At 58.8% G+C, this 14,467-nt stretch carries 14 protein-coding genes; 4 read left to right on the top strand and 10 right to left on the bottom strand.

The window, feature by feature from the left end:
- Positions 1–57 precede the first annotated feature (57 nt).
- The 4 genes from dam to trpS are packed head-to-tail and all read left to right on the top strand — an operon-like array spanning position 58 to position 3,346.
- Positions 58–876, top strand: a complete 819-nt coding sequence (gene dam, locus AACV31_RS17635; RefSeq protein WP_007764890.1) for an adenine-specific DNA-methyltransferase — start codon at positions 58–60, stop codon at positions 874–876.
- Between the two features lie 44 nt (positions 877–920).
- Positions 921–1,598 carry a ribulose-phosphate 3-epimerase gene (rpe, locus tag AACV31_RS17630; protein ID WP_007753071.1) on the top strand — a complete coding sequence of 226 codons (678 nt, stop codon included), beginning with the start codon at positions 921–923 and terminating at the stop codon, positions 1,596–1,598.
- On the top strand, positions 1,591–2,349 hold the full coding sequence (gph, locus tag AACV31_RS17625) for a phosphoglycolate phosphatase (RefSeq protein ID WP_165155254.1): 759 nt from the start codon (positions 1,591–1,593) through the stop codon (positions 2,347–2,349). The genes rpe and gph overlap by 8 nt, the downstream gene beginning before the upstream one ends.
- Positions 2,342–3,346, top strand: coding sequence for a tryptophan--tRNA ligase (gene trpS / locus AACV31_RS17620; protein WP_007702643.1), 1,005 nt, complete (start codon positions 2,342–2,344; stop codon positions 3,344–3,346). The genes gph and trpS overlap by 8 nt, the downstream gene beginning before the upstream one ends.
- Before the next feature lie 84 nt (positions 3,347–3,430).
- On the opposite strand, the gene AACV31_RS17615 is transcribed toward trpS, so the two are convergent.
- The 10 genes from AACV31_RS17615 to nirB all read right to left on the bottom strand — a co-directional run bounded on the left by AACV31_RS17615 (position 3,431) and on the right by nirB (position 14,295).
- On the bottom strand, positions 3,431–3,601 hold the full coding sequence (locus tag AACV31_RS17615; protein WP_105538533.1) for a YhfL family protein: 171 nt from the start codon (positions 3,599–3,601) through the stop codon (positions 3,431–3,433).
- Between the two features lie 153 nt (positions 3,602–3,754).
- Positions 3,755–4,486, bottom strand: a complete 732-nt coding sequence (locus tag AACV31_RS17610; RefSeq protein WP_007764879.1) for a GntR family transcriptional regulator — start codon at positions 4,484–4,486, stop codon at positions 3,755–3,757.
- Positions 4,487–4,587: 101 nt separating this feature from the next.
- On the bottom strand, positions 4,588–5,373 hold the full coding sequence (gene frlD / locus AACV31_RS17605; RefSeq protein WP_165155256.1) for a fructoselysine 6-kinase: 786 nt from the start codon (positions 5,371–5,373) through the stop codon (positions 4,588–4,590).
- On the bottom strand, positions 5,370–6,200 hold the full coding sequence (gene frlC, locus AACV31_RS17600) for a fructoselysine 3-epimerase (protein WP_165155258.1): 831 nt from the start codon (positions 6,198–6,200) through the stop codon (positions 5,370–5,372). Before frlC ends, frlD begins: the two co-directional genes overlap by 4 nt.
- 52 nt (positions 6,201–6,252) lie before the next feature.
- Complete coding sequence (gene frlB, locus AACV31_RS17595) at positions 6,253–7,275, bottom strand: fructoselysine 6-phosphate deglycase (RefSeq protein ID WP_165155260.1); 1,023 nt, start codon at positions 7,273–7,275, stop codon at positions 6,253–6,255.
- A 21-nt stretch (positions 7,276–7,296) separates the two neighbouring features.
- Entirely contained in the window at positions 7,297–8,637 is a 1,341-nt protein-coding gene (frlA, locus tag AACV31_RS17590) for a fructoselysine/psicoselysine transporter FrlA (protein ID WP_075197090.1), read from the bottom strand.
- A gap of 285 nt (positions 8,638–8,922) precedes the next feature.
- A complete protein-coding gene (gene cysG, locus AACV31_RS17585; RefSeq protein WP_165155261.1) occupies positions 8,923–10,296 on the bottom strand; it encodes a siroheme synthase CysG in 1,374 nt (457 codons plus the stop codon).
- A gap of 21 nt (positions 10,297–10,317) precedes the next feature.
- On the bottom strand, positions 10,318–11,121 hold the full coding sequence (gene nirC, locus AACV31_RS17580; RefSeq protein WP_165155263.1) for a nitrite transporter NirC: 804 nt from the start codon (positions 11,119–11,121) through the stop codon (positions 10,318–10,320).
- Positions 11,122–11,425: 304 nt separating this feature from the next.
- Positions 11,426–11,752, bottom strand: a complete 327-nt coding sequence (gene nirD, locus AACV31_RS17575; RefSeq protein ID WP_007764860.1) for a nitrite reductase small subunit NirD — start codon at positions 11,750–11,752, stop codon at positions 11,426–11,428.
- Positions 11,749–14,295 (bottom strand): nitrite reductase large subunit NirB, encoded by a 2,547-nt coding sequence (gene nirB / locus AACV31_RS17570; protein WP_075197087.1) that lies wholly within the window; start codon positions 14,293–14,295, stop codon positions 11,749–11,751. The genes nirD and nirB overlap by 4 nt, the downstream gene beginning before the upstream one ends.
- Between the last annotated feature and the right edge of the window lie 172 nt (positions 14,296–14,467).

The raw sequence follows: 14,467 nt of genomic DNA, 5'->3' as shown, positions 1-14,467 counted from the left end.
CAGTATGCTGTCGGAGCCTCCTCCACAGCGTGGGAAGGTATGAATTAATCAGGCAGCATGAAAAAATATCGCGCTTTTCTTAAATGGGCAGGGGGGAAATACCCCCTGCTCGAAGAGATCAAACGTCATCTCCCTGAAGGGGAGTGTCTTATCGAGCCCTTCGTCGGCGCGGGGTCGGTTTTTCTTAACACCGACTATTCGCGCTATGTGTTGTCAGACATCAACAGCGATCTGATAAGCCTCTACACCACGGTGAAAGATAAAACTGACGATTATGTCAGCGAAGCGCGTCTGCTGTTTACCGCCGAGCATAATCAGGCCGAGGTGTACTATCAGTTACGCGAAGAGTTTAATCAGAGCCGGGATGAGTTCCGCCGGGCGCTGCTCTTCCTGTATCTCAACCGCCACGGTTACAACGGGCTGTGCCGCTACAATTTGCGCGGCGAGTTCAACGTGCCGTTTGGCCGCTATAAAAAGCCCTATTTCCCGGAGACGGAGCTGTATCATTTTGCGGAGCGCGCCCAGAACGCGCTGTTTATCTGCGAATCCTATGACGCCAGCATGGCGCGGGCGCAGCAGGAAAACAGCGCGGTGGTCTATTGCGATCCGCCTTACGCGCCGCTTTCCGCCACCGCGAATTTTACGGCTTATCATACGAACAGCTTTAATCTCGAACAGCAGCAGCATCTGGCGCAACTGGCGGAAGGGCTGCAAACCCAGCGCATTCCGGTGCTCATTTCTAACCATGATACCGAGCTAACCCGCCAGTGGTATCAGCAGGCGAAGCTGCATAAGGTGCGGGTACGACGCAGCATCAGCAGCAATGGCGGCACGCGCAGAAAGGTGGACGAACTGCTGGCGCTTTACGAAGCCTGAGTGAGTTCCGTCCGCCATACACACAAGACTTAATGGAGAAGCGGATGAAACAGTATTTGATTGCCCCCTCGATTCTGTCGGCCGACTTTGCCCGGCTGGGTGAAGACACCGCCCGGGTGCTGGCCGCCGGTGCCGACGTCGTCCATTTCGATGTTATGGATAACCATTATGTGCCCAACCTCACCATCGGGCCGATGGTGCTGAAGGCGCTGCGCGATTACGGCATTACCGCGCCGATCGACGTGCATCTGATGGTGAAACCCGTGGATCGCCTGATCCCCGATTTTGCCGACGCGGGCGCCAGCATCATTACGTTCCACCCGGAAGCCTCCGAGCATATCGACCGTTCGCTGCAACTGATCAAAGAGCACGGCTGCAAAGCGGGCCTGGTTTTTAACCCGGCGACGCCGCTGAGCTATCTCGACTATGTGATGGATAAGCTGGACGTCATTCTGCTGATGTCAGTCAACCCCGGCTTCGGCGGTCAGTCGTTTATTCCGCAGACGCTGGAAAAGCTCAAAGAAGTGCGTCAGCGCATCGACGCCTCCGGGCGCGATATCCGTCTGGAAGTGGACGGCGGCGTGAAGGTCAGCAATATCGGCGCTATCGCCGCGGCGGGTGCCGATATGTTTGTCGCGGGCTCCGCCATCTTCAACGAGCCGGATTACCAGAAAGTCATCAACGATATGCGTAGCGAGCTGGCGAAGGTTTCTCATGGATAATCTGCAAACGATCCGCGCCGTCGCCTTCGATCTCGACGGCACGCTGGTGGACAGCGCGCCAGGGCTGACCTACGCCGTGGATAACGCGCTCTATGCGCTGGAACTGCCGACGGCGGGCGACGCGCGGGTTATCACCTGGATTGGCAACGGCGCCGATGTGCTGGTTGAGCGCGCGCTGAGCTGGGCGCGTCAGGAGAAAGCTACGCTGCGCGCCGCCGCGGGTAAGCCTGTGGAAACCGACGGCATTCCGGAAGAAGAACAGCGCCGCATGATGCGCCGTCTGTTTGACCGCTATTATGGCGAGGCTGTCGAGGCCGGTAGCGCGCTGTTCCCGGAGGTGGCGCAGACGCTCGACGCGCTGCGCCGTCATGGGCTCGCGCTGGGGCTGGTGACCAATAAGCCGACGCCATTCGTAGCGCCCATGCTGGAATCGCTCGGCATCGCAGACTATTTCAGCATTATTATCGGCGGCGATGATGTGCAGAATAAAAAACCGCATCCGGAACCGCTTCTGAAGGTTATGGACGCGTTGCGGGTTACGGCGCAGGAGTTGCTCTTTGTGGGCGATTCACGCAATGATATTCAGGCGGCGCAGGCCGCGGGTTGCGCAAGCGTCGGTCTGACCTATGGCTATAACTACGGTGAAGCGATAACGTTAAGCCACCCGGATTTCGTCTTTGACCATTTCCGCGACTTACTGCCCGCGTTCGGGCTCCCCCACAGTGACAATCAGGAATTGAAAAATGAGTAAGCCCATCGTTTTTAGTGGCGCACAGCCATCCGGAGAACTGACCATCGGTAACTACATGGGTGCGCTGCGTCAGTGGGTTAACATGCAGGACGACTACCACTGCATCTACTGCATCGTGGATCAGCATGCCATCACTGTGCGTCAGGACCCGGCTGCGCTGCGCAAAGCCACGCTGGATACGCTGGCGCTTTACCTCGCCTGCGGCATCGACCCGAAAAAGAGCACCATCTTCGTTCAGTCTCACGTGCCGGAGCACGCGCAGCTGGGCTGGGCGCTGAACTGCTACACCTATTTCGGCGAACTGAGCCGCATGACGCAGTTCAAAGATAAATCCGCGCGCTATGCGGAAAACATCAACGCCGGCCTGTTTGATTACCCGGTGCTGATGGCGGCGGATATCCTGCTGTACCAGACCAACCTGGTGCCGGTGGGCGAAGATCAGAAACAGCACCTGGAGCTGAGCCGCGATATCGCGCAGCGCTTCAACGCCATCTACGGCGACATTTTCCGCGTGCCGGAGCCGTTCATCCCGAAATCGGGCGCGCGCGTGATGTCACTGCTGGAGCCGACCAAAAAGATGTCCAAGTCGGATGACAACCGCAATAACGTCATCGGCCTGCTGGAAGATCCGAAATCCGTCGTGAAGAAAATCAAACGTGCGGTAACCGATTCCGACGAGCCGCCGGTGGTGCGCTACGACGTGGCGAACAAAGCGGGTGTTTCTAACCTGCTGGATATTCTTTCCGCCGTGACCGGCCAGAGCATCCCGGAGCTGGAGCAGCATTTCGAAGGCAAAATGTATGGCCACCTGAAAGGCGAGGTGGCGGATGCCGTCTCCGGCATGCTCACCGAGCTTCAGGAGCGCTATCACCGTTATCGCAACGATGAAGCCTTCCTGCAAAGCGTGATGAAAGAAGGGGCTGAAAAAGCCCGCGCGCACGCTGGCGAAACGCTGAAGAACGTGTATGAAGCCATTGGGTTTGTCGCGCAGCCGTAATAAAAAACCGGGTAAGCCCGGTTTTACGTATCGCGTTGAAACCACCTCTCAGGAGGTGGTTTTTTATTGCTTAGCGCAGGCGTATTACTGCTCCGCCGCCGGGCCGCAGCCGCCAATTATTTTCGAAATAGAAATCGCCGGGTGAAGCAGATAGTCGTAGCTGCAGGTTTTATTTTTATTTTCGATATGACCAGTACAGGCGGTCAGTGAGGAGAGTACGGCGGCCAGCATTGCGAGTTTCATGACGTGTTTCATTGTGCATCCCTATTGATAAAGTGTCCTAAATAGCTGATATGAATGTCTTTTATGACCATTCATAACGGGACGACTTTATGCGGCTTCAGGCAGGGGAAGTCAACGTCAGTAACAGGACTTGCAGGGCAGGAAAAACCGCGTGGGCGCTGCCATTCAGCGCCGCTGGTTGTCGATGGTCAGAGTGACGCGGTTAGCGCGGCAGAACAACTCGGAATAGTGCACGGGTTTCTGATGCTGGTCGTAGGCGATTTTGCTGATGCGAAACAGCGGCTCGCCCAGTTCGCATTTCAGCCACTGCGCCTCGGCTTTGGTGGCGGTAAAAATATCGATGGTTTTTTTATCGCTCACCACCTGCGTATCGAAGCGCTCCTGAAACAGCTGATAGGTCGATGCGCCTGCGCTGTAGATCTCGTCAAACTGCGGGTAGCGGGAGAGCGGGATCCACGAGGCGTCGATAAACAGCGGTTCGCCATCGAGATACATCACCCGGCGCAGCAGGAACATCTCGCCGCCGCCCGGAATATTCAGGCGTTCGCAGAACGGATCGGCGCTGACGCGCGCCTGTTCAATCACTTCTTCTTTGGTGGGCTTGCCCTGCGATACGCCGAAATCGGTAAAGCCGCTCACGGTCAGCAGGGCGTTTTCCACTTTCTTGCTCTGCACAAACGTGCCTTTGCCCTGCCAGCGGATCAGGACGCCATCTTTCACCAGATCGCTAATCGCCTTGCGGATGGTGATGCGGCTGACGTTGTAGAGCGTACACAACTCGCTTTCAGTGGGGATCTGCTGCCCGGCCTGGTACACGCCATGTCCGATATCATCAAGCAGACGCTGGCGGACGGTGGCATAAAGGAGTTGATGAGAGTAGCGCTCCGTAGCTGGCATGTATCGACCCTGAAGTTGTAGAAAACGTGGGGATGATTATAAGAGCGTTTATTGAGGAGTGACAGGGCGTTGGCGTGAGTTGCGTCACGCCAACGCAGACCTTACCAGGCGCCGTGATAGCCAAGCGTTCTCGCCGCGCACTGCGTACCCTGTTTCATCGCATCAACCAGCGGTAGCCCGGCGGCGATGGCGCAGAGGAAACCGGCGATGTATGAATCCCCGGCGCCCATGGTATCAACCACCTCGACCTGCTCCGGCGGCATGCGCCAGAACCGCGCGCCATCCCACGCCAGACTGCCGTTCTCGCCGAGCGTGGCGACGGCGACGCCTGCGCCGCACTCCACCACCGTTTGCAGGCGGTCGCGCAGCCAGGGCGTCTCGTCGTGCGCGGAGGCAAACGCATAATCGAGATGCGCCGGCAGCGTGCGCCACAGCGGGCTTTCCCATTTGTCGGCAAAATCAAACGACAGCGTTTTCCCGGCGGCGTGGAGCGCCGGAAAGACAGCGTCGGCATGGCCCCAGATGGCGGAGTGAATGATATCGAACCCCATCAGCCAGCGCAGATCCTCGTCGCTGACCATAAAGTCCGCCATCACGCCTTCGGTGTAGTCGCCAAGAATGCGGTCATTATGGCGAAGCTCCACCTGGGTCTGCGCTGTGACGCCCGGTGTGGTGTGCAGATGCGAGATATCGATGCCGTGGCGCGCCAGGTCCTGCTTCAGCATGTCGCCATAGTCGTCATCGCCCACCCAGCTGACGCAGGCGGGTTGCATCCCGTAGCGGGTGCTGTAAACCGCTACGTTAACCGCGTTGCCGCCGGAGAACGCCTTGCCAAGCTGCGGGTAGATATCCACGCAGTTATCGCCGACCGTCGCCAGTTTTTTCATAGCGCCTCCTCTGGCAGCAGGTCGCGAAAGCGCGCCAGCGCCTGGCGGGCGTAAAGCCGCGGCTCGTTCATATACATGGTGACCAGCTCAATAGTGCAATAGCCGTTGTAGCCGCGATCGATGATGTCGCGCATCAGCTCGCGCAGCGGCATTTTGCCTTCGCCGGGGATGTAGTGGCTGTCGCTTGCGCCATCGCTGTCGACGATATGCAGATGGCGCAGCTTATCGCCGAGCTTGTCGAAGTAACTCATCACCGGCTCGCCCTGCACAAACGGCGCGCAGATGTCTACCATGCTGTAGAGGCGCGGCGACGGCACCATTGAGAGCGCCCGCAACACGTCGTTAGCGTTGCACACAACGTTGGATTCATAAGGCGTGAGCGGCTCCAGCAGCAGGTCGATGCCGATATTTTCGGCGACATCGCACAGCTCGCGCAGGTTATCGGCGAGGCGCTGCCAGATGGCGTCAGGCCCGGTGAGGTAGCCCGCGTGGGCGGCGGAGATCATTGTAAAGCCCGCGTCCATCTCTTTGGCCATCTCCATGGCGAGCTTGATCATGTCGAGGCTTTCGCGGCGCATCCGCTCGTCGCCCAGCATCATGTTATAGGGATAGCCGTTGGTTTCCGGCGTGTAGCCGATGATCGGCATCTGATAAACGCGCGACAGTTCTTTCACCTGGCGAATGCCGCCTGCGTTGAGATCCGGCGCAAACGCGTGCGGCCTGCCGCCCCACAGCTCCAGCCCGTCATAGCCCAGTTCGTGCGCGTCGCGAAAGGCGTGCTCCAGCGGCAGTCGCTGATGCCCGCAGGTAAACATACCCGTTTTCATAACCCTTCTCCTTGCATGAATGTCCCGGCCCCCGCAGAGGCCGGGCGGGGGATCAATACTCGACAATGCCGCCGTAGTAGCGACGGTCGTCCGGGTTGTGGTCTTTGTAGATGGAGAGGTAGTAGCAGAGCCACTCCATCGGCACGAACATCAGGAACGGCGCGAGCCACGGGTGCAGCCCCTGGGAAATCTCCGCGTAGTCGATAACGATGACGTTATCGGTACGCTCACGCACAAAGCGGATAGCGCGCTCGGTGGTGTGGCGGCTCTCATCATTGCCAAGCAGGAAGAGGAACGGCACGCCCGGCTCGACTATCTCCAGCGGCCCGTGGCGGAATTCGCCGCTCTCAATCACCGAACCGTGCGTCCAGGTGAACTCCATCAGCGTCACGATCCCTTCTTTGTAGCCAAGCGGACGCAGCGGGCCTGCGGAGACGGTGTAGATCATCGGCCACTGCGACGCCTGCTCGCCGAGCTGGCGGCCCTTGTCTTCCCAGGTGCGCACCAGATGGCCCAGCGCCTGCGGCAGCTTGCGCAAGTCGTTTTTGATTTTGCCGATCTCGGCGTGCGGCGCCTGGCGGGTGATCATCTCCAGCACCACGCTGTAGCAGAGCAGCAGGTGGATTTCCCAGATGCAGTCAGCTTCATACGCCACCACATGTTCGGCGGCCTGCACGATCGGGCTGTCCGGGCGCTTGGTGAACGCGGCGGTCAGCGCGCCGCAGGCGGCGCCCAGCGTCAGCGCGTTGATCACTTCTTCGGTTTTGCCGTAGTCGGAGACGCCAATCACCGCGCATTTCGCATCGAGGCGGTGCGGCGTGTTGTCGCAGAACTCCCAGCCGGAAAGCGCGTAAACCTGAAGGCTCGAGTAACGGTCCGCCAGGTGCTTCGCCGTCTGCGCCGCGTTAAGCGGCGAGCCGCAGGCGACGAAATAGATGCGATCGATGCCGCGATTGATCATTTCGTCCACGATGGCGTGCACGCGCGGCACATCCTTCTCCAGAATCTTCTCCACTTCCTGAACCATGTTTTCGGTGACCAGGAAATCCACGGTGCTTTTATCGATATTCAGCATGAAACAACTCTCCAGACAGGGTTAAGAAACATGAGCCAGACGGCGGTTGCGCTTTTCCCAGAAGGCGTAAGCGGGCAGGCCGGTGGCGATAACAATCAGGGCGCAGATAAGGCCGGGAACCGGTGCCCACACAAAGGTGGAAGCGACCAGAATCAGGCTTGACGCGATGGCGGCGAAGGTCATCAGGCCGAAGGCTGGCGTGCGCCACAGCGGTTTGTAGTCCTCACGTTTGCGACACCAGATGATGGAGCCGAAGGTGAGCGTGTTTTTAAAGCACATCACCAGCGTGAAATAGCCGAGCAGGCTGGTGAGGTCTGACACGAAGATGAAGAAGATGCCCAGCGCGCACTGCAAAATGATGGAGACATCCGGCGTGTTGTACTTCGGGTGCACGTGGCCGAAGCATTTGAAAAAGAGATTGTCTTTCGCCATCGCGTATTCCAGGCGCGGCTGGTACATCACGCAGCTGGAGAGCGAACCCAGAATAACGATCATGGCGGTAATGGCGACAAACACGCCCGCCACGCTGCCGAGCGCCGGAATATAGGTCAGCGCGTCGGAAATCGGCGTTTCGGAGGCGGCGAGCTTGTCAAACGGCATCAGCCCGGAGATAACCAGCGCCAGCAGCGAGTAGAGCACCAGCACCAGCAGGCAGGAGCCAATCAGCGCCCGCGGCATGGTTTTGCCGGGGTTTTTGATTTCGCCGGTCATATAGCAGATGGACGCCATACCGGTGTAGGACCAACTGGTAGCCGAGATGCCCGCCAGCAGCGCCATAATGCCCGCTGCCGTGCTGGTGGTGGCGCTGGCGGCAGGCGCCGTGAAGTTATCGCCCTTCAGCCAGAAGACGCCGATGCCAATCACAATCGCGAAAGGAATGATTTTGGCGATAGTAATCAGCGTCTGGAATGTGGCGCCGCCCTCCACCGAGCGCAGGTGCAGCAGCATAAAGGCGAGGATCAGCCCGGTGGCGACAAGCTTGCCGGTGAGCGGATCGAGCGGCACCAGAAAACCGAAATTACTGACGATGGCGAGCGCCATAATGGAGAGCGACGGCGCGTCGTTGGCCCAGAAGCTGGCCCAGCCGGAGAGAAACGCCAGCGGGCGGCTGCCGGCGTTTTTGAGATACACGTAATCTGCGCCGTTCTCGGGGTAAGCGGTAGAGAGCTCCGCGTAAACGCACATCTGCGGGATCACAATCAAACCGCCAATCACAAAAGCGAGCACCGTGAGCCACGGCGTGCCTGCCGCTTTCGCCACTTCACCAACCGAAACGAAAATACCGGAACCGACGGTCGTTCCGACGGAAATGGCCAGCACGGCCCAGAAGCCGAGCTTGCGTTGGAGTTCCTGGCCTTCCATATCGTTACCTTTTTAGTATTGAACAGGGTTGTAGGATTCAGAGCGCGTCGCCCGGATGAAGGCAGCAGGAGGCCGCACGACCCGGCATAGCGGGTTGTGGGATGCCGTCAGGCTGTTTTCATAATGAGATGACGCATAACCAATATAACAACACATGATGAATAATGTTGGCGAGGCAGATCACAAAATCGCCGCATGTTAGCGATATGTAATATATTTAGTGGTTATGTATTTGAAAGATAAGAAAAGAAAGTTTGAGGCCAGCGGCGCTGGCCTGAGAAGAGATTATTTAGACGAGAACCAGTTGAGCTTATCACGCAGCGCCACAACGCGGCCGACGATAATCAGGCTCGGGCTTTCCACACGCTGCGCCAGCGCGCCAAGCTCGGTCAGAACACCGGTAACGACGCGTTGTTTGACGCTGGTGCCGTTTTCGACCAGCGCCACCGGCATCTGTGGATCCATACCGTGTTCGATGAGTTTTTCCTGAATAGCCGCGGCCTGGTTTAATCCCATGTAGAACACCAGCGTCTGTTTTTCCGCGGCGAGATTATGCCAGTCAAACTCACCGCCGTTTTTCAGATGCCCCGTGACCAGACGCACGCTCTGGGCGTAATCGCGATGGGTCAGCGGCAGCCCGGCGTAGGCTGAACAGCCCGACGCCGCGGTGATGCCCGGTACCACGGAGAAAGGAATGCCTGCGTCGCACAGCGTTTCCAGCTCCTCGCCGCCGCGCCCGAAGATAAACGGATCGCCGCCTTTCAGGCGCACGACGCGTTTGCCGCGCTGGGCTTCGCGCAGCAGGATCTGGTTGATCTCCTCCTGCGGCACGCAGTGATAGCCCGCGCGTTTGCCGACAAACACGCGATCGGCGTCGCGGCGCACCAGATTCATAATCTCATCGGAGACCAGACGGTCGTAGACCACGATATCCGCCTGCTGGATCTGCTGGAGCCCCTTGAGCGTCAGCAAACCCGGATCGCCAGGCCCGGCGCCTACCAGCACGACTTCGCCGCGATCATCAAGCGGTTCGCTCAGCAGCGTTTCGGTAATACGGGTGACGGCCTGTTCATCGTCATTGGCAAGCGACTGCGCGAGGCGGTCGTTCACGAAGAATTTTTCCCAGAAGCGGCGGCGCTCGCTGACAGAGGCGAAGGTTTGCTTCACGCGACGGCGCAGTTGCCCGGCATAACCGGCGACCTTGCCGAGGTGCTGCGGAAGCAGCGCTTCGAGCTTTTCACGCAGCAGGCGCGCCAGCACCGGTGACGTGCCGCCGGAAGAGACGGCCACCATCAGCGGCGAGCGGTCGATAATCGACGGCATGATGAAGCTCGCCTGTTTCGGCGCATCCACCACGTTGCAGAAGATACGCCGCGCTTCGGCAGCCTCGCTGACCTGATTATTCACCGCGTCGTCATCCGTCGCGGCGATCACCAGCCAGCACTCATCAAGAAGCGTGGCGTCAAACTCACCCTGCGCCAGGCGCAGCATGCCCTGTTCAGCCCAGGCTTCAAACTGCGGCGCGAACGCGAGCGCGTTGACCGTAAGCGCCGCGCCTGCCTCCAGCAGCAGACGCGCCTTACGTTCTGCGACATCGCCGCCGCCGACCAGCAGGCAGGCGCGATGACGTAACTGACAAAATATCGGCAGGTGATCCACGGCGTATCCTTCTTATCGGGCTTAACGGGCGGTTTCTGGTGCGGTGTGGGCGGCAGGCTGCGGGCGCTCCGCTTTCGGGGTAGCATACCAGTAACCCAAACCCATGAACACGGCGCCAGAGAGCGTATTGCCGAGGGTTACCCACAAGAGGTTATGGCCGATACCACTAAGCGTGAAAGCCTCGTTGTGATGACCAAACCAGGAGAGCGCGAACAGCGTCATGTTAGCGACGGAGTGCTCATAGCCCGAAGCGATAAAGGCCAGCAGACACCACCAGATGGCGATAAATTTCGCCGCCCCTTCGGTGCGGAGCGCCATCCAGATAGCGAGACATACCAGCCAGTTGCACAGCGCGCCTTTAAAGAACAGCGCCATGGCCGGCGCGCTGGTTTTCGCGAGCGCGACGGTATGGACGAGGCTGGTGTCGACCGGCAGCAGGCTGCCGCCGCCCCAGCTGTAAAGCAGCGCGACAAACACCGAGCCGACCAGATTGCCAAGCCAGGTCTGCGGCAGGATTGCCCACATCTGACCGTGGCTGATGGCGCCCGCTTTGACGCCGAGCGTCAGAAACATCGTGTGGCCGGTGAAAAGCTCTGAACCGGCGATGATAACCAGCGTCAGCGCGATGCCGAACGTGGCGCCCATCACCAGCGGACGAACGGAAGGGTCAAGCAGATTGCCGAGGGTGAAAATCAAAATAATACCGAGCCCGACGTAAGCGCCCGCCATTGCGGAGCTGACCCAGAAGCCCAGAGGATTATTTGCCGAGAGGCGAGCGATGCGGGCCGCATTGGCCGCGCACTTATTGATCGTGTCGGTAAACATAGTGGTTATCCTAAAAAGTGAGTGAAAGTAAAAAATTAAGAAACGAAAAAGGTGATTCAGAGCGGCGCGCTGTTTATTGCGCGCGTAATTGTTGTTGTCCGTAACGAGCGTTCCTGTAATGCGAACGCCGATGACGCTTTTCATGAGCGGAGGCTTGAGCCTCTCTGCTTTACGACGCCCTTTGCGAAGGGCGGTTATTGCTATTTGAAAATGGGGTGGATGCGCTGCGCTTATCCACCCTGGGGTGCCAGGAAACCGGCGTCCGGGGCGGGTAAGCGAAGCGCCACCCGCCTGCCTTTCTGCGTTACGCCTTCACCTGTACCTGGCCATCCTTCACGCGCGCCTCAAAGTGCGCCACAGAACGGCTTTCATCTTCCATACACAACCCATCGCGCAGGCGGAAGCGCTGCTTTTTCAGCGGGCTCGCCACCCATAAATCGCCCTGATGTTCGGCGATGATGCCGCGCGACAACACGCTGGCCTCAAAGAACGGGTCGATGTTGCTGATGGCGTAAACCTCGTCGTTCGCGCGCGGGCGGAAAATCGCCACCTGGTTTTTGCCGACCAGCGCGCAGACGCCGGTCGCCGGGATAATCTCATCGAGCGAACAAATCGTGTTCCACTGGCTCATACGGTTTCCTCCACGAAGGTGACAGGGATGCGCTCATACGGCGTGGCCGGACGGTGCTGCTGGCGCTCCGGCACCACCTGCACGTTCGGGTCGCGGCGATCGCTGTTCACGAAGTGTTTAAAGCGGCCCTGCGCCTGCGGATCGTTGACCGTTTCGGTCCACTCGCAAATGACCGCTTCGCGCAGACGGGTCATTTCGGCTTCCAGCTGGCTGTTCAGGCCCAGTTTGTCGTCGATGATGACGCGTTTCAGGTAGTCGATACCGCCTTCCATGTTGTCCAGCCACGGCGCGGTACGGGTCAGTTTGTCCGCGGTGCGGATGTAGAACATCATGAAGCGGTCGAGATAGCGCACTAAGGTCTCTTTATCGAGATCCGCCGCCAGCAAATCAGCGTGGCGCGGTTTCATGCCGCCGTTGCCGCAGACATAGAGGTTCCAGCCTTTTTCGGTGGCGATAATACCGACATCTTTACCCTGCGCCTCGGCGCATTCACGCGTACAGCCGGAGACGCCGAATTTCATTTTGTGCGGCGTGCGGATGCCTTTGTAGCGGTTTTCCAGCTCAACGCCGAAGCCCACGCTGTCGCCGACGCCGTAACGGCACCAGGTGCTGCCGACGCAAGTTTTCGCCATGCGCAGCGCTTTGGCATAGGCGTGGCCGGTTTCGAAGCCTGCGGCAATCAGCTGACGCCAGATTTCCGGCAGGTCGTCTTTCTGCGCGCCGAACAACCCGATGCGCTGGGAGCCGGTGATTTTGGTGTAGAGGTTAAATTCGCGGGCGATACGGCCCACTTCCATCAGCCCTTCCGGGGTGATCTCGCCGCCAGCCGAGCGCGGGATCACGGAGTAGGTGCCGTCTTTCTGGATATTCGCCAGGAAGTTGTCGTTAGTATCCTGCAGCGGCGTGTGCTGCGGCTTGAGAATGTACTCATTCCAGCAGGACGCCAGCAGCGAGCCGACGGTCGGCTTACAGACTTCGCAGCCGTAGCCTTTGCCATATTTCGCCAGCAGTTCGTCGAACGATTTAATGCCTTCCACGCGGATGAGGTGATACAGCTCCTGGCGGGAGAACGCGAAGTGCTCGCACAGGTTGTTGTTTACTTCGATGCCCTGTTTCGCCAGTTCGGCGTTCAGCACCTGAGTCACCAGCGGGATGCAGCCGCCGCAGCCGGTGCCGGCTTTGGTTTCGGCTTTCAGCGCCGCGACGGTATGACAACCTTTGTTGATGGCGGCGATCAGCGCCCCTTTGGTTACGTCGAAGCAGGAGCAAATCTGCGCGCTGTCCGGCAGTTTATCGACGCCGATAGACGGTTTGCCCTGGCCTGCGTGCGCCGGGAGGATCAGCGAATCCGGGTTTTCCGGCAGCTCGATGCCGTTCAGCACCAGTTGCAGCAGGTTGCCGTAATCGCTGGTGTCGCCTACCAGCACCGCGCCGAGCAGCGTTTTGTTGTCTTCGCTGACGATGAGGCGTTTGTAGATCTCTTTGCTTTCGTCGAGGAACACGTAGCTGCGTGATTTCGGCGTGCGGCCATGCGCGTCGCCGATGCCGCCGACGTCAACGCCCAGCAGCTTCAGCTTGGCGCTGAGATCCGCGCCTTCAAACTGGTTGCCCGCGTTGCCGAGAATGTGGTCGACCGCCACCTGCGCCATTTTGTAGCCCGGTGCGACAAGGCCATACACGCGGCTGTTCCAGCTGGCGCATTCGCCGATAGCGTAGATATCCGGGTCGGAGGTCTGGCACTGGTCGTTAATCATGATGCCGCCGCGCGGCGCAATCTCGAGATCGCACTGTTTCGCCAGTTTGTCGCGCGGGCGGATGCCGGTGGAGAAAACGATGAAGTCGACTTCCAGCTCGCTGCCGTCGGCAAAGCGCATGGTTTTACGCGCTTCAGTGCCTTGCTGGACAATCTCCTGGGTATTTTTGCTGGTGTGAACTCTCACGCCCATGCTTTCAATCTTACGACGCAGCTGCTCGCCGCCCATCTGGTCGAGCTGTTCCGCCATCAGCATCGGCGCGAATTCGATGACGTGGGTTTCGACGCCTAAGTTTTTCAGCGCGCCCGCGGCTTCCAGACCGAGCAGACCGCCGCCGACAACCGCGCCGCGTTTGCTGCGACGCGCGCAGGCTTCAATCGCGTTCAGATCTTCGATGGTGCGGTAAACGAAGCAGTCCTGGGTTTCGGAGCCTTTAATCGGCGGGATCCACGGGTAGGAGCCCGTCGCCATGATCAGTTTGTCGTAGAAGACGGTGCGCCCGGCGCTGGAGTGGATCACTTTCTCCTGGCGGTTAATGGTGATCGCACGCTCGCCCACCAGCACTTTCACGCCGTGCTTGTCGTAGTAGCCTTCGCGGACCAGCGACAGCTCTTCAGCGGTGTGATGGGAGAAGTAAGAGGAGAGGTGCACGCGGTCATAGGCGATGCGCGGCTCCTCACAGAAAACGGTGATGTCGAACTGGCCTGGATCGGCTTTATCGAGAAGGTCTTCGATAAAGCGGTGACCAACCATGCCGTTACCGATAATAGCGAGTCTGACTTTGCTCATTTTTGCCTCGATTTCTTTTCTATTACCGCCTACCTTAACGATTCAGCACCCCCGCTTATTGATGTAAATCAATTACATCTTTATATACCCCTTAATAGGTATTTCCTTGATTTTTGTAGGTTTTTCTAAGTACTGGAATTGATTAGGATTTCGCGACTGTCTGTTTTTTGAG

This window comes from Cronobacter sp. EKM101R (assembly GCF_963888145.1).
Taxonomy (GTDB): Bacteria; Pseudomonadota; Gammaproteobacteria; order Enterobacterales; family Enterobacteriaceae; genus Cronobacter; species Cronobacter turicensis.
This window is presented reverse-complemented; position numbering and strand designations above follow the sequence as displayed.